22 protein-coding genes are annotated in these 22,645 nt (G+C 45.8%); 5 read left to right on the plus strand and 17 right to left on the minus strand.

Annotated features, from left to right (window positions below):
- Window positions 1-53: 53 nt before the first annotated feature.
- On the minus strand, window positions 54-1,778 hold the full coding sequence (locus tag EKN16_RS10145; RefSeq protein WP_164522757.1) for an ATP-binding cassette domain-containing protein: 1,725 nt from the start codon (window positions 1,776-1,778) through the stop codon (window positions 54-56).
- Window positions 1,779-1,786: 8 nt separating this feature from the next.
- Window positions 1,787-2,647, minus strand: a complete 861-nt coding sequence (locus EKN16_RS10150) for an energy-coupling factor ABC transporter ATP-binding protein (protein ID WP_125656102.1) — start codon at window positions 2,645-2,647, stop codon at window positions 1,787-1,789.
- Window positions 2,648-2,767: 120 nt separating this feature from the next.
- On the opposite strand from EKN16_RS10150, the gene EKN16_RS10155 reads away from it, so the two are divergent.
- Window positions 2,768-3,379 (plus strand): biotin transporter BioY, encoded by a 612-nt coding sequence (locus EKN16_RS10155; RefSeq protein ID WP_125656105.1) that lies wholly within the window; start codon window positions 2,768-2,770, stop codon window positions 3,377-3,379.
- A 345-nt stretch (window positions 3,380-3,724) separates the two neighbouring features.
- Here EKN16_RS10155 and EKN16_RS10160 read toward each other — a convergent pair whose 3' ends face one another.
- From EKN16_RS10160 to EKN16_RS33460, 8 genes are all read right to left on the minus strand, one after another.
- Window positions 3,725-4,165 carry a Fur family transcriptional regulator gene (locus tag EKN16_RS10160; RefSeq protein WP_125656108.1) on the minus strand — a complete coding sequence of 147 codons (441 nt, stop codon included), beginning with the start codon at window positions 4,163-4,165 and terminating at the stop codon, window positions 3,725-3,727.
- Window positions 4,166-4,333: 168 nt separating this feature from the next.
- A complete protein-coding gene (locus tag EKN16_RS10165) occupies window positions 4,334-5,194 on the minus strand; it encodes a 1,4-dihydroxy-6-naphtoate synthase (protein WP_125656110.1) in 861 nt (286 codons plus the stop codon).
- Window positions 5,191-5,892: a futalosine hydrolase gene (locus EKN16_RS10170; protein WP_125656113.1), complete on the minus strand. Its 702-nt coding sequence runs from the start codon at window positions 5,890-5,892 to the stop codon at window positions 5,191-5,193. The genes EKN16_RS10165 and EKN16_RS10170 overlap by 4 nt, the downstream gene beginning before the upstream one ends.
- 288 nt (window positions 5,893-6,180) lie before the next feature.
- The gene (galU, locus tag EKN16_RS10175) at window positions 6,181-7,086 is read right to left on the minus strand and encodes a UTP--glucose-1-phosphate uridylyltransferase GalU (protein WP_125656116.1); all 906 of its coding nucleotides are present in this window, start codon (window positions 7,084-7,086) and stop codon (window positions 6,181-6,183) included.
- A gap of 5 nt (window positions 7,087-7,091) precedes the next feature.
- Window positions 7,092-7,517 carry a GtrA family protein gene (locus EKN16_RS10180; protein WP_164522758.1) on the minus strand — a complete coding sequence of 142 codons (426 nt, stop codon included), beginning with the start codon at window positions 7,515-7,517 and terminating at the stop codon, window positions 7,092-7,094.
- Window positions 7,514-8,767: a hypothetical protein gene (locus EKN16_RS10185; RefSeq protein WP_125656119.1), complete on the minus strand. Its 1,254-nt coding sequence runs from the start codon at window positions 8,765-8,767 to the stop codon at window positions 7,514-7,516. Before EKN16_RS10185 ends, EKN16_RS10180 begins: the two co-directional genes overlap by 4 nt.
- The gene (locus tag EKN16_RS10190) at window positions 8,760-9,743 is read right to left on the minus strand and encodes a glycosyltransferase family 2 protein (protein ID WP_125656122.1); all 984 of its coding nucleotides are present in this window, start codon (window positions 9,741-9,743) and stop codon (window positions 8,760-8,762) included. Before EKN16_RS10190 ends, EKN16_RS10185 begins: the two co-directional genes overlap by 8 nt.
- 2 nt (window positions 9,744-9,745) lie before the next feature.
- Window positions 9,746-11,977 carry a glycosyltransferase family 39 protein gene (locus EKN16_RS33460; protein ID WP_125656125.1) on the minus strand — a complete coding sequence of 744 codons (2,232 nt, stop codon included), beginning with the start codon at window positions 11,975-11,977 and terminating at the stop codon, window positions 9,746-9,748.
- Window positions 11,978-12,225: 248 nt separating this feature from the next.
- Here EKN16_RS33460 and EKN16_RS10200 point away from each other — a divergent pair, with 248 nt between their 5' ends.
- The 3 genes from EKN16_RS10200 to EKN16_RS10210 are packed head-to-tail and all read left to right on the plus strand — an operon-like array spanning window position 12,226 to window position 15,275.
- The gene (locus tag EKN16_RS10200) at window positions 12,226-12,912 is read left to right on the plus strand and encodes a response regulator transcription factor (protein WP_125656128.1); all 687 of its coding nucleotides are present in this window, start codon (window positions 12,226-12,228) and stop codon (window positions 12,910-12,912) included.
- Window positions 12,909-14,441, plus strand: coding sequence for a sensor histidine kinase (locus EKN16_RS10205; protein ID WP_125656130.1), 1,533 nt, complete (start codon window positions 12,909-12,911; stop codon window positions 14,439-14,441). Before EKN16_RS10200 ends, EKN16_RS10205 begins: the two co-directional genes overlap by 4 nt.
- 45 nt (window positions 14,442-14,486) lie before the next feature.
- Window positions 14,487-15,275 (plus strand): polysaccharide deacetylase family protein, encoded by a 789-nt coding sequence (locus EKN16_RS10210; RefSeq protein WP_125656133.1) that lies wholly within the window; start codon window positions 14,487-14,489, stop codon window positions 15,273-15,275.
- On the opposite strand, the gene EKN16_RS10215 is transcribed toward EKN16_RS10210, so the two are convergent.
- From EKN16_RS10215 to EKN16_RS10230, 4 genes are all read right to left on the minus strand, one after another.
- Entirely contained in the window at window positions 15,272-15,625 is a 354-nt protein-coding gene (locus tag EKN16_RS10215) for an MmcQ/YjbR family DNA-binding protein (RefSeq protein ID WP_125656136.1), read from the minus strand. The genes EKN16_RS10210 and EKN16_RS10215 overlap by 4 nt on opposite strands.
- 206 nt (window positions 15,626-15,831) lie before the next feature.
- Window positions 15,832-16,710 (minus strand): radical SAM/SPASM domain-containing protein, encoded by an 879-nt coding sequence (locus EKN16_RS10220; protein ID WP_125666087.1) that lies wholly within the window; start codon window positions 16,708-16,710, stop codon window positions 15,832-15,834.
- 330 nt (window positions 16,711-17,040) lie between these two features.
- Window positions 17,041-17,340, minus strand: coding sequence for a DUF6509 family protein (locus tag EKN16_RS10225; protein WP_125656139.1), 300 nt, complete (start codon window positions 17,338-17,340; stop codon window positions 17,041-17,043).
- Between the two features lie 516 nt (window positions 17,341-17,856).
- Window positions 17,857-18,081, minus strand: coding sequence for a cold-inducible protein YdjO-related protein (locus EKN16_RS10230; RefSeq protein WP_125656142.1), 225 nt, complete (start codon window positions 18,079-18,081; stop codon window positions 17,857-17,859).
- Between the two features lie 101 nt (window positions 18,082-18,182).
- Between EKN16_RS10230 and EKN16_RS10235 the strand changes: the two genes are divergently transcribed.
- Window positions 18,183-18,491 carry a thioredoxin family protein gene (locus EKN16_RS10235; RefSeq protein WP_125656145.1) on the plus strand — a complete coding sequence of 103 codons (309 nt, stop codon included), beginning with the start codon at window positions 18,183-18,185 and terminating at the stop codon, window positions 18,489-18,491.
- A gap of 51 nt (window positions 18,492-18,542) precedes the next feature.
- On the opposite strand, the gene EKN16_RS10240 is transcribed toward EKN16_RS10235, so the two are convergent.
- From EKN16_RS10240 to EKN16_RS10250, 3 genes are all read right to left on the minus strand, one after another.
- Window positions 18,543-19,073 carry an acyl-CoA thioesterase gene (locus EKN16_RS10240; protein WP_125656148.1) on the minus strand — a complete coding sequence of 177 codons (531 nt, stop codon included), beginning with the start codon at window positions 19,071-19,073 and terminating at the stop codon, window positions 18,543-18,545.
- 25 nt (window positions 19,074-19,098) lie between these two features.
- Window positions 19,099-19,284 carry a hypothetical protein gene (locus tag EKN16_RS10245; protein WP_125656151.1) on the minus strand — a complete coding sequence of 62 codons (186 nt, stop codon included), beginning with the start codon at window positions 19,282-19,284 and terminating at the stop codon, window positions 19,099-19,101.
- Window positions 19,285-19,444: 160 nt separating this feature from the next.
- Window positions 19,445-22,597, minus strand: a complete 3,153-nt coding sequence (locus tag EKN16_RS10250; protein WP_164522759.1) for an efflux RND transporter permease subunit — start codon at window positions 22,595-22,597, stop codon at window positions 19,445-19,447.
- Window positions 22,598-22,645 lie beyond the last annotated feature (48 nt).

A 22,645-nucleotide genomic window follows, 5' to 3' on the forward strand; every position in this document is an offset into this window, starting at 1 on the left:
CAAATAAGAAAGTTTCTTGAATCTGTCCAGCAAGCTAAGTCCAACACAGCAGCCTACACAGCCGAATGGAACGCCCACCACCACAATAATAAACATAGAACAATGATGACAGCAAGCAGTAATGAATCACGTTTTCTCCAATTGTTCCCCTTCATTAACGTTGGATTTCGAGACATGCTAACTCCCCTGCTCTCCAGTGCATTAGCCACATTATCACCTAAACGAAAGAGAGACAGCATGAAGGGAATGGCGATATCCCGAATTCTCGTTATATTCCCCCTCCAATTGTTACGGGTAACCTTACCCCTAGCGATCGAAACTCGCGAGAAGCGTTCCCACTCCATAAGAAGAACAGGTACGAACCGAAGCAGCAGCGTTATAGTCAGAATAATCTTCATCCCGAGCACCGGAACACGACCACGTCTGGAAAACAGCTGTTCAAGTGAACGTCGAAGGCGCAAAGGAGTGACAGCAAGCGGAAGACCTAATCCAACCAGCATCGCAAGCCATGGCTTCAAGAGGGAACGGATTGAGATGAGAAAGGCTTGTGTGTTCCACAGGGTTCCATCTCCTGGCGCTGTGAAGCCGGCGAAGATCGCCATCATGATCGTAAAGAAACTAAGTGTGATAATCGGCCCTCGCCAGCGCTGCAATCGAATGCGTCCTACTATAATGATAAGTCCAGTTAATGCGGTGATTATAGCGATTCCTGACCAGCTTCGCTGCATTAACATGAAGGAAGAGAGAAGCAAGTAAGATAACCAGACTGCACGTGGATCAAACGAAGCAAGAGGTGACGAGCTTGGAACTCTTGTCTTATAGAAGTTCGAACGATCATCTACCAATAGCTTCGAATTCGTAAAGGGTTCCTTCTTCACTTGTTCCTTGAACCTCTCATCTTGCCTTGTGTCATCGCGATGGGAAGCGGAAGCAATTCCTAAGGCCAATACAGCAGGATTCCAGATCTGATCCGCAGGAATACCTTTTTTCCATAAGGCATGGGCAATTTGCAGCCATGCTGGCACAGTCATCCCCGCTTGTTCTAGCCATTCGGGATGCGCTAATATCTGTTCTCGGCTACATTTCCGAATTCTCCCGTCCATTTGCATTAATAGGATGGAATCAGCAATTCCTAGTGCCCAATCACTTTCGTGTGAAATCAATAGTACACCTTGCCCAGCCGCTGCACATTTCTGGAGCTGGGCGCTTAGCTGGGCATGACCGCCAGCATCAAGTCCAGCCGTTGGCTCATCCAGCAGCAGCCAAGCCGCCGGCGCTGCGAATAAACAAGCCAGAGCTGTACGTCTTCGCTCCCCCCCACTCATCCGATAAGGATCACGAGACAGCTTGGAGACGTCCCACCCTACTGCCTGCAGTGCTTCCTCCATCCGCTGCTTCTTTTCATCCGTTTCTATTTCATAAGGTTTTAGCACATAATTAAGCTCGTCCTCTACGGATCGAGCAAATAACTGCTCCTCAGGAGATTGGCAGGAGTAGCTGTATGCAAGCAAGGCTTTCGGGTTTCGCTGGTTTATCCTCAGATAATTACGGACCCAGAGACGTTCATTGCCATAGTGGATGTCAAGATCCTCTGAGGGGTTTCTCAAACCTGCTGTAATCTCCATCAATCTTGTCTTGCCCACACCATTGGGCCCCATTAATACCGTAATGGACCCCGTTTCCAAACGCAGCTCCAATTGACCCTTTTCAGGTGGAATACCAGTATCTGCTTGATCCTCGATCAGCTTCAAGCCACGAATTCGTAATGTCATGTTCATGGAATTATTCATCCTACGTTCAACGCCCTTCGCCACTCCTCTACAGTTATGGGAAGCGGAGACTGTAATTGACCCAACCGCTTCAGCTCCATAGCTAAAGAAGCCAAATAAGGCAAACGAAGACCGCACTGCTCACAAGGCGTTGAGCTAGACATAGCAGAAGGCAAAGAGGGTGTTGGCTCACCATATAGAAAATGCTCACTCGACCCATCGAAGATAATCCTGCCTTCTGCTAATGCGATCACACGTGAGGAAGACTCCAGCTCATCCAAGCGCTGGGTGACCCAGACCACTGAACTGCCCGCTGCGTTCAGCTCTTTTGCAATGTGATAGACCCGCTCGCGAGATCGGTCATCCAGCATAGAGGTTGCCTCATCAAAAACAATTAGAGGTGCATTCCCAGCTGTAGCTGCTGCGATCGCGGCGAGTTGGCGTTGTCCACCGGAGAGATTTGCCCAAGGAAAATACGCGATTGACTGTAGTCCCGACAGCATCAAGATGGCATCAGTCTTCACAGGAATATCGGCTGCAGGCAGCTGAAGCCACTCCAAAGCAAAAGTGATTTCCTCACGCGGTGTCTCACCGAATAACTGTGCATCGGGCTGCTGCATGACATAAGGAGCAGGCCGATCACCTGCAAAACCACGGTTCATATAGCCTCCTGCTTCCTCTACTGTTAACCCTGCCATAATCCGAGCTAGCGTGGTTTTTCCACTGCCGTTCACGCCTACGATTGTTATCCATTCACCGGGTGATACAGTTAAATTCATACGATCCAATCTTAATGCGGAAGACTTGCCGCTTGATTCAGCTGAACCTGCCACAGTGACCGCAGCTAAAACAAAGTCATCGTTATTTTTTTGATTCATTGCGAATTTCCCTCTTCCCAAACCGCTAATCCCGTGATAGAATTCGATATGTTAACCAAAGCATAATGATATAAGTTAACAATTATTTTATTAAGATAACATGATAAAGGAGATTTAACAATGTCTATACCATCACAAACAACAACCCCTCTCTCCACGCAAACAAGCTCTGTTTACTGGATTCGAGGTATCGTCTTTACAGCGCTGTTCTCCGCTTTGTTCATCGCATTCAGCTGGATCAAGGTTCCGCTTGGATACACGAGTGTTCCTATCACACTGCAGACATTAGCGGTTATGCTGGCTGGCGGTCTTCTTGGAGCTGTATATGGATTCTGGAGTATTCTCATTGTTTTGCTATTAACGGCAACTGGACTTCCACTCTTGCACGGTAATGGCGGACTGCCCTTGATATTTGGAGCAACAGGCGGGTTTATATGGATGTTTCCTATTGCCGCCCTGTTAATCGGACTTGTTAGTGATAAATTGTTCCGCAGCAGCAAGACACTAAACGCGAAGTCGATTGTCATTCTATTTATTAGTATAATCGCATTTGGTATCGTATTGGTATACATAACCGGGGTACCTTGGCTCGCTTATAAAGCCAATTATACGCTATCGGCAGCACTCAAGGGCGGCTGTTACCCTTTCCTGCTTGGAGATATCATTAAAGCTGTGGTCGCTGTAGTGCTCATACGCACACTTCGTCCTTTACTCCCTAAGTTCCGTAAATAGTCAACCTATTGAACAGAAGAAGGCGATACCCGTTTCGTTTCGACGGGTATCGCCTTCTTCAATTATTCATTTCACTTATGGCTTCTAACATGGAATGAACAACTGCGTTCATTAAGGCTTGCAGCCTTAGTCCAAGTTTTTAAAATTCTTTTTTACCAATAGCTTCGTTATATCATCAATGACCTTCTCACAAGCAATTTTACCGGAATATAGCCAGCTGCTCTTCGAATCCAACTCATAGACATGACCAGCTTTAACCATTGGAATTCATTTCCATATCGGAAAAGAACAGCGCTAAGAGCTGTTCTTTCGATTCATATTTGATGAATTTGAGGATAGAGGAGTCTAATTAGCTGATGCAGCTTCTTGCTGGCAGCTCTCACAGATCCCATAAACTTCGAATCGATGATTTACTATTTTGAAATCACCCGGTAATTCCAGCTTTTGCTCCATCGGACAATATTCGAAGGTTAATGTTTTCTCGCAATTGATGCAGATTAGATGGTGATGATGGTGGTTCGAGCAGCTGCCTCTAAATTTCAATCCGCCATCCATAAAATAAAACTGCTCTAGGGCGCCCATCTCACTAAGCAGCCGCAAATTACGATAAACAGTATCAAAGCTTACGCTTGGATAGGACACCGACATTTGGTCGTATACATCCTTTGGGGACAAATACCCCTCCGATTTGGAGAAAATTTCTGCGAGCATCCGACGCTGCTCCGTAATTCTCCAGCCGCTCTTGGACATGACATCAATCATTTGTTTAACCATATTATCAGCCATGGATAAATTCCTTTCGCTTACATCATAAGAACATGATGCTTCAATTCGAACGAATATGTCAAGATGGGAACGCTTCATAGTGAATATAGTAGGCGATTCCGTCCAAAAAATAGACCGACAACCTACTACTTGGCTGTCGGTCTATTCCACCTCTTATCTTAAACCGACCTAAGGAGTTAAGCGGAATTTCGCGAGGTCAAACGAAGGCACAAGACCTTCCTGAGAGGCTCGTCCAAGCAGTGCCTCGATCGCAGCGTATCCATCATCACCGAGGTTTGCAGAGAATTCATTCACATAAAGATCAATATGTGCTTGTGCAACTTCAGGTGAAAGCTCCTGCGCATGATCGAGTACATAAGCCTTAGAAAGTTCAGGATGCGCCCAGGCATATTCCACCGAAGCCCTAATCCACTGCGCAAGCTGGTCCAAATTCAACGAACGCTTCGCTATAATCGCACCCAGCGGGATTGGCAAACCCGTATCCGATTCCCACCAACTGCCGAGATCCGTAAGCAGGTGCAGTCCAAAGTTCTGATACGTAAACCGAGCCTCGTGAATAACTAGTCCAGCATCTACAAGACCGTCTCTTACCGCAGGCATGATCTCATGGAACGGCATAACAATAATTTCGCCCACTCCGCCTGGCACCTGCTGCGCAGCCCATAGTCGGAATAATAGATACGCCGTGGATTTCTCGCTTGGTACAGCTACACGCTTGCCTGCCAGCGCTGACAAATCCGTACTGCTCGATGAACCGTTCTGTGTTAACACAAGCGGACCGCAGCCTCGGCCGAGCGCACCTCCGCACGGCAGCAGCGCATAATCGGACAAGACGTAGGGTAAAGCTGCATAAGAAATTTTCATGACTTCCGGCACTTCAGCATCGCCTTCGCTCCCGGTCGCCCATTGATTCGTTATATCAATGTCCGCATACGTTACTTCAAGCTCGGGCGCATCTGGTATAAGTCCATGGACCAAGGCATGAAAGATAAACGTGTCATTCGGACAAGGTGAGAAAGCAATTCTCATAATAATACCTCCGCTAGAACTGAACTAGCTGCTTCAAGCGCCTTCAGTGCATCTCCGATACGCCAAGCATCCCGATCTCTTGGACCTACTTGATTCGAAATCGTACGTATTTCGAGAACGGGTATCCCTCGATTACTAGCTGCGGTTGCTACGCCATACCCTTCCATCGCCTCTACTGCTGCACCTGGAATACGTAAAGCCAATCGTGCAGCATGGTCAGCCGTACCCGTTGCGGTCGATACCGTCAGTATCGGGCCGGTAAGGACAATTAATCCTATTGTTTGCAGCGCAGCAGCAAGCTTACTTACAAGAGCCGGATTGACTCGAAATTTAGTTGTTCCGAACCCAAGCTCTTCAAAGCTGAGGAAAGCATCACTTGTCTGAACACCCAGATCACCTGATACGATATCTGTAGCAAGGACTACAGAACCTACTTCCGCTTGACCGACGAAGCCGCCCCCAATTCCAGCGCTTATGACCAAGCTGTATTCGGTGCCTGCTAATGCTGCAGCTGTACTTGCTGCCGTGGCAATGGGACCGACACCACCTGCAAGCACGTCCACGCCAGCATGGCCTTGAAGCCCCCGCAGTACAGCATCCTTCTCTGCTTGAACAGCGGTAACGATGAGAATGCGCCCAGCAGAAGCCCTTTGCCCTGCATTTGAAGCAGAGAGTTGAGCATTCTTATCTGTATTCATGGTCGATCTCCTTCACTGGCAGGTCATCTATATAAGTTGAACTTAAGAAACGAACAATGAGCCGCTGCACAGATGGTATGTTCTTCCGATCGCTGTTGAGCCCGGATTTCTTGTTTTGGTCCCTGATAAGGGGGAAATCCGGTCTCAAAGGCGAACGCTAACGCTTCTCCAGAATCATCCATCTGCTCCGCTCACTTGTTGTATCTCTAGTTCAACTCATCTAAAATGACGTTACACCAAAAATAATGTTACTTACAATTCATTTATTGTACCAGCTTCTCGATCTAATTACGAATGAACCGCTGCTGGATTGACCAGCTTAGACCAGCTAACAAGTCCCCTTAAATACGGAACAAGCAAGTGGCTCAGCTCCTCACGTTGAAGCCCAATCTCAAGTATCGCTTTAATATAACCGAACTTATCACCTATATCGTAACGACTTCCCTGCAGCTCAAGCGCCATAAGACCTCCTCCCTCTCTTTGGCAGATCGTATTCAAGGCATCGGTCAGCTGATACTCGCCGCCCGCTCCCTTCTCCATTTTCTCGATAACCGCAAAGATGGAAGGTTCTAGAATGTATCGACCCATAATGGCCATATTGGACGGGGCCTCGGCAAGTGTAGGCTTCTCAATCAATCCCGTCACTTCGTGGACACTATCCCATTTGGATAACGAATCGATGATCCCATATTTATTAACTTCCGAATCAGGGACATGCTTTACACCTATGACCTGTTTGCCGAATTCTTCGTAGACATGTATCATCTGCTTCAGCGCAGGCGGTTCAGCTACCATGATATCATCGCCAAGAAGGACGGCGAATGGCTCGTCCCCGATAAACTGCTGAGCACACAGAATGGCATGTCCAAGTCCAAGTGGCTCCCTTTGGCGGATAAAATGGATACTCGCCATATCACTGATCGCTTGTACCTCGCCTAATAGCTGAAGCTTCCCTTTATCAAGCAAGGCTTGCTCTAACTCGACTGATTTATCAAAGTGATCCTCAATGGATTTCTTATTGCGGCCCGTCACGATAATGATGCTCTCGATTCCGGATTTCACCGCTTCTTCGACGATATATTGGATAGCCGGTTTATCTACAATCGGCAGCATTTCCTTTGGTTGAGCTTTGGTTGCCGGAAGGAATCGTGTTCCAAAGCCCGCGGCAGGGATAACAGCTTTTCGAATCTTCATAGGTATCACTCCTGAAGCATATTTGGTTTGTTGTTCGCTCGCGAACCGAATGCCCAATATCGGCTGCCTATATAATTCAAGACGACGCTGAAGGCCGTCGCGATTAGCTTGCAAAAGAATAAAGGTAATTCTGTATGCTCATGTAAGAGTGATAGCAGCACTGTGATTACCGCAAGGGAAATTAAATTAACTACCAGAAACTTCAACCACTGCCCGCGCACTTGCTTTTTCTTCTGGAAGGTCCAGCTTCTATTCATATAATAGCTGTTGAGCACACCGCAGCTATAGGAAATGACTTGTGCCACGATCGCTGTTACACCGAGTGTCGTTAACAGTGTGAATACCGCTATGTCAACAACCGTATTGATTAATCCTACCGAGCCAAACTTTAGCATAGGGACGAGTCCGGCTAGCTTGGTTACTCTCATCATCGTTCACCAACTTCTTTTACAACGGATGGCTTGCAGCTCCTCTTAACTCCCATCCATAGCGACCCAAACATCCCAATCAGGACAAGAACATTCACGATTGCCATCCATATGCCGTTGCCGGCCGTGACATCGTTATTAAGCACGATCACTAAGTTCATAAGTATGGTAAGGGTTAATAGTCCCGCAGACCATGTCCATTGTTTGTCATGTTTAATAACTAGTAAAGTAAACACGAGTGCTGGAATGCTGTAACGCTCATGAATTTCCGTTGGCAGCATGAAGAAGGAAAAACAGAGGGTCGCTGAAGCTTTTAACAGCATGGTGGTACGATCCTCACGCGAATAATACATATAGAGACATATGCCAATTACAGCTGCGAATAATAAGAGAAAACCAAAATTTCGCATAGATATTCCAGCTGCTATTGTTTGCGTGTCATTCGTACCTGGGTCGACTCCAATGATATGGAACCAAATATTCATCGCATTCATTGATGCCGAGGAGTAGAAGCCGACAGCGTCTGTATAAGCTTGGCGGATCATCTTCGTCAAACTGCCGGTTGCTCCAAAGTAGATAATCGTCAAAATCCAAGGGCCAGCGAATCCACTCACCCATAATAGAAGCGGACGGTATTGCTTTTCTCGGATAAGAATAAGAAGAAGCCACAGTCCCATAACCGGCAGAACCGTTATCGCTTGAAATTTGGTTAACAGGGCAAAAGCGAACAAAATGCCGCTCCAAAGTGGACGATTCGTTAGTCCGATTACGGCGAGCAGCATCAGTATACTATGCAGCAAATCGACTTGACCCCAGACCGCACTATCCGTCATAAGTGCCGGATTAAGCGCGAAGAGGAGAATAACGAAGGCCCGCCAATTATAATTGGCTATTCCCGCTGTCAGTCTGACCACAAGTAGAATGGCCACCAAATCGATCATGATGAGAATAAACTTAAAGGAAACCGCTCCCGCTTGCGTCGAAATGCCCAGTAGGTGAAGAAGATCGCCATACAATCCAAGCATTCCTAGAAAAAGCGGGGGATAATTGATACTCCCGTTTACCGCGAAAGCACCGCCAAGTCCGTTTTCCCGAACCGATTCCATCCATTGTACGAATAAGCCTTGATCCGATATAAATCCGGAATATTGCTCCGCAAGCAGGAGCCTTACGACCCCCGCACAGAAGAGGAGCAATATCACATAAATGGTAAAGGTACGTTTATCAGCGCTTCCGACAGTGATTTCACTCATAACGGCTTATCCGATGCAGTACCGGCTTATCTTTACTACTCTGGATGCCATAGCTCTCACGCACGATGTAGAGCGGACGCGCTTTCGTTTCATCATATATTCGCCCGACATATTCACCTAGCACACCCAGCATCAGCAATACGAAGCCGTTGAAGATAAGCATGACACCAATCATAGATGGCCAGCCTTTAATCGTTGCGTCTGTAAATATCGCCTGGTAAAGCACGTACAAGAAATAGAGAAATCCTGAACCAGACAGCATGGCACCAAGGTAGCCTGCTAATTTAAGCGGCTTATAGGAAAAGGAAGTAATGCCGTCCAAGCAAAGTTTGATCATCCGTTTGAGCGGGTATTTCGTTTCACCTGCCAGTCGTTCATCCCGCTCATATTCAAGCGCAGTCTGACGAAAGCCTACCCAGCTGACCAAACCTCGGACAAATCGGTTATTCTCGGGCAGCCGTTTCAACTCATCCACCACTCTTCGATCCATCAATCGGAAGTCTCCGGTATCCACTGGAATCGGTATTTCTGTAGAGGCTCTGAGTACACGATAGAACAAGCTGGCGGACCATTTCTTAAATTTAGATTCGCCATTTCGTTTGGTTCGCTGTGCATACACGACCTCAAAGCCATCTTTCCATTTGGCAATCATATCAAGAATAAGCTCAGGCGGGTCCTGAAGGTCCGCATCAATAACAATGATCGCATCCCCAACGGTATAATCCATGCCTGCTGTAATTGCGATTTGATGTCCAAAGTTTCGCGAGAAATCAATTAATTTCACGGTTGGATCCCAGTAGCTGAACTCCCTAACGATCTCCGCGCTGCGATCCTTGCTGCCATCGTTCACGAAGAGAAGCTCATAGGCTTCTCCCGTCTTACTCATAACCGCCTTCAATCTTCGATAGGTTTCTTGAATGACAGCCTCCTCGTTATACATAGGGACGACGACAGAATATCGGGTATTCGTTCTCATCCTTACTCTCCTCCTTTTGCAGTTGACGAAACTTCGTACAACGTCTCATTGCCGTCTCGGCCATTGCGGGATGAATGATCAGTTGATTGCTTCCATTCCGAGGACGGAATCTCCTTGCCGTTTTCCTGAATCCATTGGAGCAGCTCTGAGCTTCCTCCACGGCCTCCGCCGCCTGATGAGACCATAAAATATTTGAGCTTGCCGTCCGCCACTAACTTTTTCAATTGATCCAATGTTAATACCGGATCTGAGCCTGAGAAACCACCCATAATGATTACATTCTCGCCAGATTCGATAATATAAGGAGCAGCCGTTGTATAGCTTGTTGTTGCGAACAAGTACGTTTCACCCGTATTGTTGGCCTTTAAATATTGGAGTGCTTTTTGATTTAAGCTCTCTGAACCACCCACGCCCATTCCGGATGGCATACTGCCGCCAAAGTTATTGCCCATCTCAGATGGGACGGTGCTATCGCTGTTATTGCCCATTCCTGATGGCACGCTGCCACCGCTTCCGTCATTGCCCATTTCGGATGGCACGCTATCACCACTTCCGTCATTGCCCATTCCAGTTGGCATGCCGCCACCTCCGTTTGATCCACTTGCGCTTGGTCCAGCTTGTGGAAGCATACTGTTCTGACCGTAAGTAATCGGCGTTGCTGCCCAGTAAATGGGTCCGATCAGCAATACTGCCAAGCCTAGAATTGCAGCCGTATGGGCAACTCGTTCGGTGCGTTTCATAACAATTAATAAGAGTGCTGCAAGTAATCCACCTGCCAAAATGGTGATCGACCAGCCGATGCCGATCGTATCGTCATAAGGATGGATAATATACATTTCGAACACAGCCGTAATCGGAATGGCTGCCGGCAGCAGCCAAGAGAGCCATCCAGATGGACTGTTGTAATAATTCCAAAGCTCCTTCCAGCCTGCGCCAGCAAGCGCAGCAATGGGTGCAGCCAACATAATGAGATAATATTGATGGAAGAATCCCGCTATACTGAAGAAACCCATGACTGGAACTAACCAAGCTAACCAGAACAAGCTCTCCTTATGCTTCTGCGTTATATTTCGTCGGCGAATACTAGCGAACAAGCCCACACAAGCAAACGCTACGAATGGTAAAAGCCAACTAGCCTGACCCGATAATCCAGATTGAAATAATCGAAGCGGTCCTGCTGTACCGGTCCCGAATCGGCCACCGTTGTTCCCATTACCACCTCCGAAACCACCACCGCCCGGAGGCTGACCTTGTCCACCGCCTTCGCCGCCGCCAAATCCACCTGGAGGTTGGCCTCCACCGTCATCACCAGACTGGAGTTGTCGACCTTGACCTGAATATTGCTGACCTTGAGTACCATCTTCCGTGCTTGATTGCTGCTGTCTTTGACCGCTACCATCATCGCCCATCATACCGCCAGGCGCTCCACCGCCACCCCCGCCTTGTTCACCAGTTAGACGCGATACTCCGTTATAACCAAAGGCTAGCTCCATAACGGAATTCGTACTGCTGCTTCCTACATAAGGCCGACTGCTGGCTGGTATAGAATCTACGATCAATGCCCATGACATCGAAATGAGCAGCATAAGTACGGTTGCACCAGTGACGACACTCGCTTTCTTCTTCCAATTGACTTTCCAAGCGATAATCGTAAATAAGTAAAAAGCAGGCAGGACCATGTAAGCCTGCATCATCTTCATATTGAATGCGACACCGATCATAGCGAAGGCACCGATCAAGGTCCACATTTTGTTGTTCTTTATTCCTTTGAATAACAACCAAGATGCAAGAAGCAAGGTAAATACAAGCATACTGTCAATGTTGTTCGTTCGGCTGACCGATGCGACAACTGGCGTCGTTGCAAACACCAATGCGCTAATCCGAGCCGCTGTTACCCCAAAGGACGGTTTAATAAGAAAATAAATCAATAGTACGGATCCCACACCTGCAAGAGCTTGCGGTAGAATAACGCTCCATCCATGCAGACCGAATATATAAGCACTGAGGGTCTGGATCCAGAAGGTCAGTGGCGGCTTATCTACGGATACAAAGCCTGCTGAATCTAAGGATGCAAAGAAAAAGTTATGGAAGTTTTGCAGCATACTTGCAACTGTTGTAGTGTAGTAAGTATTGACGTAGTGATCGGTCCAAATCTTGTAGCCGTTCAGAAAAGCTGCAAGCACGACGATAAGCGTTAAAGGTATATCCCATCGTAATTTTGTTTTAGGTGTCATAAGTACATCTCCACTCCATGAACGACAAATTCGCTCATTACTGTTAATAATGCCGAGGGATTATGATCCCGGTAACCTTCTCCCTCGGCTTGCTTTCATTGTGAACGCCGTAACTGAAGTCTGCATGAATGAGCGCTGAATGTTCGCTGAATGCTCTTTTTCGGCTAGATATAGCCCTATTTATTCAGACAAAATTCAGCAAGAGGAGCGACAATAGAAAAAACAATCATTTATTGGAGGACCTAGATATGAAATTAATTAAAGGGGTCAAAATATTACTTGTAGACGATGAACCACATATTCTACAATTTCTCGAAATGGGCTTAGTTAATGAAGGATATGAAGTGAAGACGGCTTCCGATGGCATCGCGGCTATCGAAACGGCAGAGAAATTCGCACCGCATGTCATCATATTAGATGTCATGATGCCAGAGCTGGATGGATTCGAGGTATGTAAACGAATTAAAGAAACCTCTGAACATATTGCAGTTATTATGCTTACGGCCAAGGATGAGGTTAGAGATCGGGTCAAAGGCTTAACACTCGGAGCTGATGATTATTTGGTCAAGCCTTTCAGCTTCGATGAGCTGCTGGCACGAATCGGAGCTCGCCTGCGTAATCAATTCCCCGATTTACTAGGTGAGGTGGTTCATGGACCGTTCCGAATCGATGATCGGAGGAAGGAAATCATATATATGGATGCTCCACTAACTCTGTCTCCTACCGAATATGAGCTGCTTAAATTTCTCGTTTTGAATCATGGCATCGTTCTAAGTAAACCGATGATACTGGATCGTGTGTGGAGTTATGATTTTGGGGGAGAAGAGAATATCGTGGAAGTGTATATTCGTTCCCTTCGGGATAAGTTAAATGATAAGGAGCATCGACTAATCCGAACGTTGAGAGGTGCTGGCTACAGGATGGATCTCTTATGATCAATCATCTGAAACGCTTTTCCAAGACAGTGGGTACCTCTCGCTCCCTTCGTTCACAACTGTTGACACGTTCCTTGTTCATATTAGCTGTACTCCTTCTTCTGATTGGCTTGCTTCAATACTATCTGATGAAGGATTTCCTATATCGCAGTAAAGCCGAATCGATGCACTCGCAAATCATGACGATACCGAAGGATTTATTTAACAATTCCGACCAGAGGCCCTACAAAAAACCACAAGATAACGAAGCCAAGAACGATAATAGTCATCCCAACCGGCCTTTATTTCTCATGCCCGATACCTCCATTGCTATTATTCACGAGGACGGTACCGTAACAGATGCCAAGGCGGACAATGGGATTCCTGTTCCCGTACTTTCTAAGGAAGCTATCGAAGCCCTCATTAGCGACAGCATGATGAATAGGGGGGCAGGTAAACAAACGAAATATAAGCTCATGACTGATGCCGAAGGAACAGAACAACTAGTAATCTTAAACCCACTAGGCCCTCCTAATAATTCACGCTCAAGTGACTATATTCAAATGGGCTCTAGCACCGCACCGATAACAACAGCTTTGATGCAGCAGCTGCTCATCTTTTTATTCCTATCCCTCCTGGCACTTGCTGGCGGTTTTGCACTTTATATCCCTGTTCTACGGCGTACACTTATCCCATTATCGCGGATGATTAGTACGGTTGAACAAATTGATTCAGGTAAGTTGGATGAACGCTTCCCTCACCTCCAAGGTCAGGAGGAGATTGATCGGCTATCCCGCTCCTTTAATGGTATGCTTGAGCGTCTGGAAACTTCTTTTGAAGCAGAGAAGAACGCAATGGAAAGAATGCGGCAGTTTGTTGCGGATGCTTCCCATGAGCTTCGTACCCCTCTAACCTCTATTCATGGTTTTCTTGAAGTATTGCTGCGGGGAGCGGCTTCCAAGCCAGAGCAGCTTCAAAGTGCGCTAACCAGTATGCATGGGGAATCAAAGCGGATTAATAAGCTTGTGGAGGACTTACTCGTGCTTGCCAAATTCGATCAGGATCCTCAGCTTCATAGATCAGATCTCTCTTTGACAGCAACTATCCGCGAAATGCAGCCGCAGCTTAGAATGCTTGCAGGAAATCGCGATGTCCGTTATGTCTTGACGGAAGAAATCCATGGCAGCTACGATTCAGATAAGCTGAAACAAGTCATTCTGAACCTGTTTCAGAATGCTGTGCAGCATACCGATCCTGTTGAAGGTTCTATAATAATCAGGTTGATTCATGAGGGAAAACAAGTAAAGCTCTCTGTTAGGGATAACGGGGTAGGGATTAATGAACAGCATCTCTCCCGATTGTTTGAGCGGTTCTATCGCAGTGATCAATCACGTGGACGCAAGTATGGCGGCGCCGGACTAGGACTAGCGATTTCGCAATCTATTGTTGAGGCGCACGGTGGAGAAATCAAGGTGCGCAGCAGGCTGGGTCAAGGTTCCGAATTTGATGTTATTTTTCCTGTTTCTTTTCAGGCCGATTACCAATTATAATGATGAAGCCTCATCTTGTAGGTAGTCTAACGATGGAGAACACTTATGAAAAAACTATTCCTACTCTTGATTGTCCTGTATATCGGGTATTTCGCGTTTTTTTCAATTGAAAATGAGATCGGTTATAACACCATTGAAACCTCCTTAACTGCAGGTGAATTTACGATTCCTGTACTTACCTATCATTCTATATCGGATCATTCAAGCAGCGAATATGCCGTAACGCGTGAGAAATTCGAGCAGCAGATGGCTTACCTTCATTCTCATGGCTATCGTGCCCTTACTCTCGCGCAATTCGAGCTATATATGAAGCAGCAGAAACCCGTTGATGAGAAGTGCGTTCTTCTCACTTTCGATGACGGTTATGCAAATAATTATGATGTAGCTTTCCCTATCTTGAAGAAGTATGGATATACAGCGACGCTGTTTGTAATTACGGATTGGGTGAACAGCAAACCATACATGAAATGGACTCAAATCAAGGAGCTTCATCAAGCGGGGTGGGATATTATGCCGCATTCTCGTACTCATCCCCACCTACCGCTGGAAACAGCAGCCAAACAGAAAGATGAGATATTAGGCTCTAAGAAAGCGATTGAACATATTTTACACAGTAAAGTGGATGCTTTTGCTTATCCTTACGGGCATCGCAGTCAAATGACTGTAGACTTGATTCACAACAATGGCTATTCATATGCCTTTACTTTCGATGATGGATTAACGTCCTCAGGGCAAAATCCTTATCTGTTGAAGCGGCTTATCGTATCAGGCAAAGAACCCTTACAAACCTTTATTAAAAGACTGAATCAGAAGAATCTCATGCAAGCTTATTAAGCGTCATGCTTCAGATTAAGCTCCGCAATTAACCTTTTCGATGCGCAATACCGCCAAGAACGCTCCAGATGCTCACGCATCGCATCTGGAGCTACGAGTGAGAACCTCATAAGCACAGATGGATATTCTAGGTAGTCGTCTGTAATGAAAAAGGTATCTCCCTGCACCTTCATCAGAATATCTCTCGCTTCATAATCCACTTTAAGCGCCATCGTTTCTCCATCTTCACGAATACGAGCAAATATCTTGCCTCTTACACGGAATGCAGGCGTACTGAAGTAGATCCCTTCCCCCACACCTGGAAGTGCAAGCGCAATTTGTCTGATTATCTCCACCTGTGCTGCATCCATTGTTCAATCCTCCCGACCTAAGAAATCGCTTTCAGTTTTGAGTACATATATTCGGCAAAAGCGATGAAACTCCTTTCTCAAGCTAATTATTACCCCTTGAAGCGAAATAAAAATAGGACCGAAACAATCGGCCCTGGATTTTTTGAAAATTCATAGAAAAGAAGCCGGATTAAGCTTAAGCTTGCTTCTTTCCTGCTTCTTGCTGTTTATGTGCCAAATCGTTTACGATACCCGCATTTACGACATAGCTCCTCGACTGCTTCTCTGCGTGAGAAACCATCATAAAGCTTATTCGCACGCTCACTTTCAATAATTTCGGAGAAAGGTGTCTCATTGATATTGCCAAGATTAATGATGCCCTCGCCGTCGAGACAGCAAGGAACTACCGTCCCGTTAGACAAGATCGCCGCTTGATTACGAAGGCCATGACAGAACCCTTTGCCGTCATCCTCTTCTGCATTCAAATCCGGCCATTCGAATTCATGATCCTGATTCAAATAAACACGATCCGTAATTTTAAGCCCGCCCCCGCGTATGAACTTCTCTTCGATTTGGTAATCAAGATTAAATTCACGCTCAATAATCTCTAGCACCTGTCGATTCCGATTCTTCTCTTGGTTGGTCGCATTATCTGTATGCAAGTTCCATAAACGAAGAGAGAATAGGATATTCGTCGTTTCGAGTGCTTCCTTAATGAAAGAAAGAATCGTTGTAATGTAAGCTTCTTTGTTCGTCGAGCCTACATGACCGTCAAAGCTATGCAGGGAGAAATTCATCTGACGAAGCGCAGGCTTATCCAACAGCTTCGCTTTGTTCTTCGTAATGAGCGTTCCATTCGTCGTAATGTTCACCTTAAAGCCACGCTCATGACTTAAATCTAGCAGCTGATCGACTTTGGGATGAAGCAGAGGCTCTCCCTTCACATGCAAATAAATATAGCTAGTGTGAGGTTTTATTTCATCAAGTCTTTTCGTAAAATCATCTATTTTAATGAAACTAGGTTCCCGCTTCGTTTGTGGACAAAACGTGCATGCCAGATTACAGACGCTCGTAATCTCAATATAAAACTTTTTGAATGTCTTCACGTATGCTATACCTCGACTCTCTTCAAATGGAACAAGGACTGGAACCTGAGAAACTGGATACTTTTCAAATCGGAGCCCAAATATGATCACGATATCTATCATAATATCATTTTCGCGATGAATATTCACTTCATCCTGCCATAAGTGTTCTAACCCAACCAAACTGACATTAAAAAAGCACCCCTAAAGTGATATTGCATTGCCATGTAGGCTTTCCAATGTCTACTTTTTAAGGGGTGCACTTCAACTATGACCTAGGCTTCTAGCCTAGCGTCTATACAGTTGATATGATATTTCATTTGATAACACACTTCGCATGGAAGCTATTGATCAATTTTTTCCCGCTTCAGCCACATGTTCTTTGCAAAAAGCTTCGATCCACGCAAGCTCTTCATCCTCCATCTCAAAATCGAGATGGTTATTCGTGCTTCTCTCCAAGACTTCGTGCTTGACTACACTTGTCCGATTCTCATCCACAAGGTAGATGACTCTGACATAGATACCATTCTCAGAGAATAACTCGTCGTCTTCTTCGACTTCAATCTCCAATACAAATTCATATCGTTCCCCCGTCAAAATACCGAAGGGATCTCTAATTTTTTCTACTGTATAGCTGCTAACTGTTAACATTATTCATCAACCTCTCTAAACGAACTATCTTTCATTATACAGGAAAGAAACACATCTAAACCAAAAGTATCGACATTTGCTTCTTTTCACATATTTTCGTGGTGCATGCTGGTCGTTTTCGCTGTCTTATTTTATTTATCCGAGCAATTAGAGGATAACTATCACATGAAGGGCATTGCCAAAGGGGCAACACTTTCCATACGAATGGCCGTACTCTGCTTGACCTCTTATGTAACTGGGAAAATAACAGATTATGTCCTTGAAAATAACCTAGATCGCCACAGACCATTACTGCCCTATAGATGAAGAAAAACCGTCAGGAGTTTCAATCCTGACGGTGTTTTTGTGTCTTGAGAATATATTGGGGAATTCATGGAACTTCCTCATCCGAATGTTAGTGGATCGATAATTATGTTATTATCAAACCTAGGTAAAAACGAACGAATTATCGAGCGGTTTCATTTATAAGAGCCATAAAAAAAACCGCGATAAACGCGGATGAGCTTAGAAATAGGTTTAGAAATCAGATTTCGGTTTACGTGGCTGTGATTTTATTTTATTCTGGACGGCTGGCAAATGTCGCATACTGCGGAGCATCGGACCTTTGCAAATCGGACAGGCTTGTTGTTCTACAGCGAATTCTTCTCGTACCCATGCTTTGCAATCGGCATTTCTACATTTCCAAATCTTTGTTAACTTCAGTACCGGCTTTGTCTCATCACTTGTTGTCACTTCATACATCCCTTTCCTTCTAGAGCAATCCGTTTAATATAACATCGCTAGCTAGAAGAAGTCAAAAGGCGAAAAAATACATTTTTTGATAAGAAAGGAACCTTACTGAAATGCCCTTACCCGAAGTAACCGAAGCCGACCTCCTGCACCATTTGCCACATGCGAAAAACAAAGAAGCGATTCTATTTGTTACTGCTTTGTGCGGAACCTGTAAGCTGGCCGAACGGATGCTGGAGATCGTCCTAGCTGCATCCGTTCAGATCGATATTCGAAAGTTGAATATTAATTACGCCCCTCGCTTAAGAGATGCTTGGAAAATCTCAAGCGTCCCGTGCCTCGTTATTATCCAGGATGGCAAGCCAGTCCAGTTCGAATATGCGATGCAATCCGTCGACCATTTGTATGGTCTTCTTAAATAATCCTCAAGAGCTAGCCTGCCTCTTTAAGCAAGCAAACACTTTGTTTTCTCCTTATTCCCCTGGATTCTTCTCCCAAGGCTTGCGAGAACCTAACATTTCCGCCAAGCGTTTGCTTTCCTTACGGCGAATTCTTCGCAGCTCCGAGCGTCCCTCCGCACCTTCATGCAGGAGAATCTCTTCGGGCGTTTCCGGTATGACACTCGGCACATCTGTCGGTTTCCCCTCCTCATCCATCGCAACGAACGTAAGGAATGAAGTGGCCGCTATCACGCGACTACCCGTAAGCAGATCCTCTGCCATTACCTTCACGAACACTTCCATAGACGTCCGGTGTGTCCAGGTAACGAACGCCTCCAGATACACTTCTGTATCTATCTTAATGGGATGAAGAAAATCAACAGAATCCGTTGATGCCGTAACTGCCCGATGACGGGAATGCCTCATTGCTGACATTGCGGCAACATCATCTATATAAGCCATCAGCTTCCCACCAAAAAGCGTATTATGATTATTCGTGTCTGGTGGAAGCACATGACTGGATTTCACTGTTCTTGATTCACGCACATATTTAGCCTCTAGCATCCCAATCCCACTCTCTTCTTCGCATTCATTTTGTAGGGACCCAATGTGTCCCTGACCATCTCACTACATTTCCTACCACGAGTCCCGAAGCCACTTTATCAACGGGAACCTGAACTGACTTTCCATTAACGTCAATATGAACAGCTTCACGATCTAATTGCCTAATGATGCCTTCACGTTGGATAATACAATTGCTTCCCTCTTCTTTCACCGAGACCACCTCTTCATCGTTCCACCCTATTTTAGCAGACTAATTGATTACCGAAAAGGCATGCGATAGACCCAAATAATATAAAAGGGTGCTAGCAGTAATTCCTCCGCTTAGCACCCTTTTATTCACTTATTTAGCTTCATCATATTGCTAATTCTTGTTAAAAATTGTTTTCTTCCAGCTTACGTCTTTTTCCAGTCATTTGATAAATGACCGGAACCACAATCAAGGTTAATAAAGTGGAGGTTGTTAATCCCCCAATAACGGTGATAGCCAGCCCCCCGGAAATTAAACTTGTCGTAGATTGGGATAAAGCTAGCGGTACGAGCGCCAATATGGTCGCACAAGCCGTCATAAGAATCGGTCTTAGACGTGTCTTAGAAGCTTCAACGATTGCTTCTGTGAGCGGAATACCCGACTTTCGGTTCTTCTCTACACGGTCAAGTAAGACAACGGCATTCGTAACAACAATCCCGACAAGCATGAGCATTCCGATCATTGCACTCATCGATAAGGATTGCCCCGTCACAAGCAGCCCGCCAAGCGCCCCAATAGGAACGAATAGCAAGGAGGATAAGATGATTAGCGGTGTGAGTAATCCACCAAAGGTCATACTGAGTACAAGGAAGACAAGACCAATTGCGGCGCCCATAGCAAGACCTATGCTGGAAAACCCGCTATTAATCATTTCGGTGCCGCCACCGATTTTGTAATCCACACCACTTGGTAGGGATAAACTCTCGATGTCAGATGTCACTGTTTTCGTTGTGGCAGCCGTGTTCTCTCCCTTGACAGTTGCACTAAGCTTGGCGTAAGTCTTCCCATCCTCGTGATTAACGGAAATAGGTGCAACCGCTTGTGTAACATCAACAATATCTTTTAGTTTTTTCATACCAGCAGCGGTCGGAATATCAATATTCTCAAGCTGCTCTTTGGAGCTGATCTGCTGCTGGTAAGCCATGGTAATATCCTGACTTTTATTATCGAGCGTATACGTTCCAACGTTTGTTGGCCGCAGCTGTTCATTGACCACCTGCATAATTTGATACGAGGAGACATTGGCATCTCGTCCTGTTTTATTGATAGAAAGCACCCATTTAGGCGTAACGTCCTTTAAATTGTTCGTAATATCCTTAAGATCGCTATTTTGCTTCAATAGATTCTCGACCTGTGCTGAGGCTTTGGATAATGCGGTTAAATCGGAAGCATACAAGCTAACATCGATATTATTGCCCGATGGAGGACCTTGCTGCTCGCCTCCTTTAACGTTTACACTTGTTTCAGGGGCGATATGGTCTACAAGTGTCTGCAGGTCCTTGGTTGTATGATCGATAACGGTGTCCATAACAGTCCCTTCTTTGAATTGAACGTTAAACACCGCTTTGTTCGCCGTACTGCCAGCTTGCATGAATCGGTTGCCTGCACCGCCGTCACCGATGGCAACTTGATAATTGTCTACTCCTTTTAAGTCCTTCAGGTAGCCTTCCACTTTCTCACTGAGCGAGCTCGTTTGTTCGATGCCGCTCTTGTTCGGCAGCGTCATATCGATTTGAATGGAGGGCACAGAGCTTGCCGGAAGAAAAGAAACGCCTAGCAGCGGAATCGTTCCTAATGAACCGACCAGAATAATCAAAGCAAGTCCAAGTACCCAGCCTTTACGACGAAGTGCTCCGCGAATGAGCTTCTCATAAGTGTCTATGAATCTTCCACCCTGTTTATGAGGCTTGATTTGGTTGAAGAATCGAGCACCAAGCACAGGAATTAGCATCATCGCGACGAGAAGCGAGAATAGAATGGAAATCACAACTGCAATGGCGAATGGACGGAAAAATTCGCCAATGATTCCGCTCACGAAGGCAAGAGGCAGAAACACAACTATCGTTGCGAATGTCGATGAGCCTACCGCACCGATAACCTCTTTGGTTGCATGGTATGCAAGCTCTTTCCCTTTCATTTCGCTGCCTTTTTCCTGCCGCCACCTAAAAATATTCTCAATGACAACAATGCTGTCATCTACAATTCTGCCAATGGATACCGCGATGCCTCCAAGTGTCATGATGTTCAGGGTATACCCCATCTGATTCATGATGGCAATGGTGGCGAAAACGGAAATAGGAAGCGCAAGAATAGAAATAAGCGTTGCTCTCACATTTCGTAAAAAGAGGAAGATGATAATAACACAGAACAGCGCCCCGTAGAGTCCCTCTCGGATTAGCGAGGAAACGGATTCCTCAATAGCTGCACCTTGATCGCTTATAACATGAATATCCAGATTTGATTTCGCCTGGAAGGAAGCCAATATCCCTTTCACTTCAGTCGCAACATCCGCTGTATTGGCATCTTGATTCTTCACAACCTCGATCACATAACTATCCTTACCATCGAAGCGAGTGATTTCATTTTGCGTGGAAATAGTTGTGACAGAAGCGATCTCAGAAAGCTTTACTTTCTTTGGCCCGAGTAAAGCTGTACCAGTCGCAGCTTGCTTGCCACTTGCCTGACTTGAACTCTGAGATGGTACTGAACGCAAGTCAGTGCCCTTGGACTCGGGAGTGCCCTGAGCACTCTGAACCGCACCAACTTGCAGCTCCAAATCCTTTATTTGCTGTATGCCATTCACTTTACCGACCAAGCTTAATGGTATTGTCGTTTCATTTTGATTAACAGAGCCAAGCGGCAATGCATAGTTTAACGATTGAAGGGCACTTTGTATGGCACTTAGGGATAAACCGTATTGATTCGCTTTCGCTTTATCGACTTCAATTCGAAGCTCCTCGGATTTCGTTCCTTTCAGGGTGACGGAACTTACGCCTTCCGCCTTCCTTAGCTTTGGAACGACTTGCTCCTGAAGTGTCTTCTGGAGCGCAGCGGGATCATCCTTCGTGGAGAAGATCGCTGCCTGGTAAATTGGCTGCGCTCCCGCTGAGAGACGCTGTACAGATACCTTAGCTTTGTCAGGAAGGGTAAGCTTAGCCAGAGCACCCTCTACATCCTTCGTCACATCATCCATATTCGTACCGAATGGGTACTGGAGAAAAATGCTGGCCGCATTCTCTGAGGATGTACTTGTTAAGCTGTCATAGCCTTTAAGACTTTGCAAGCTTCCTTCCACCGGATTGGTTACTTCCGTTTCTACTTCCTCCGTGGACCCGCCCGGATATACCGCTTGGACAAAAACAGCAGGAAAGCTAATGTCCGGAAATGTTTGCTGCTTGATCTTTGTTGTCGAATAAAACCCAAGTCCTAGTACGAGCACGCACAAAATCACGACTACCACACTATTTTTCAAACTAAATTTACTTAAAGCACTCATTGCTCTCTCTCCTCTCTTTCTAGAGAACACTATACGCGATGAATTTGA

It is taken from the genome of Paenibacillus baekrokdamisoli, assembly GCF_003945345.1.
Lineage (GTDB): Bacteria > Bacillota > Bacilli > Paenibacillales > Paenibacillaceae > Paenibacillus_Z > Paenibacillus_Z baekrokdamisoli.